Source organism: Xanthomonas sp. SHU 199 (genome assembly GCF_000364665.1).
In the GTDB taxonomy this organism is placed as follows: Bacteria; Pseudomonadota; Gammaproteobacteria; order Xanthomonadales; family Xanthomonadaceae; genus Xanthomonas_A; species Xanthomonas_A sontii.
In genome coordinates this window covers 1-391 of the sequence record NZ_AQOI01000777.1, presented here as the reverse complement: position 1 = coordinate 391, position 391 = coordinate 1, and the positions used below count along the sequence as shown (strand labels likewise).

The 391-nt window shown below is 76.2% G+C and carries 1 protein-coding gene; it reads left to right on the top strand.

The window, feature by feature from the left end; translation table 11 throughout:
* A partial coding sequence (locus D183_RS0121360; RefSeq protein WP_017910791.1) for a glycosyltransferase occupies positions 1 to 391 on the top strand: 391 nt, incomplete at both ends.

Genomic DNA, 391 nt, shown 5'->3' with positions numbered 1-391 from the left:
CGAGCGCGCCGACATCGTGCACGCGCGCTCGCGGCTGCCGGCCTGGCTGGGCTGGCGCGCGCTGCAGGGCATGCCGGCGGCGCAGCGTCCGCGCCTGGTCACCACCGTGCATGGGCTCAACTCGCCGAGCCGCTACAGCGCGGTGATGACCCGCGGCGAGCGGGTCATCTGCGTGTCCGAGACCGTGCGCGACTACGTGCTGCAGCACTATCCGCAGACCGATCCGGCGCGCCTGCGGGTGGTGCCGCGCGGCATCGATCCGGCGCAGTTCCCGCGCCGTCCCTGGCCCGATGCGCAGGCGCGGGCCTGGGCCGTCAGCCAGGCGCCGGCGTTGGCCGGGGATGGGCCGCTGCTGTTGCTGCCGGGGCGCGGCACCCGCCTGAAGGGCCAC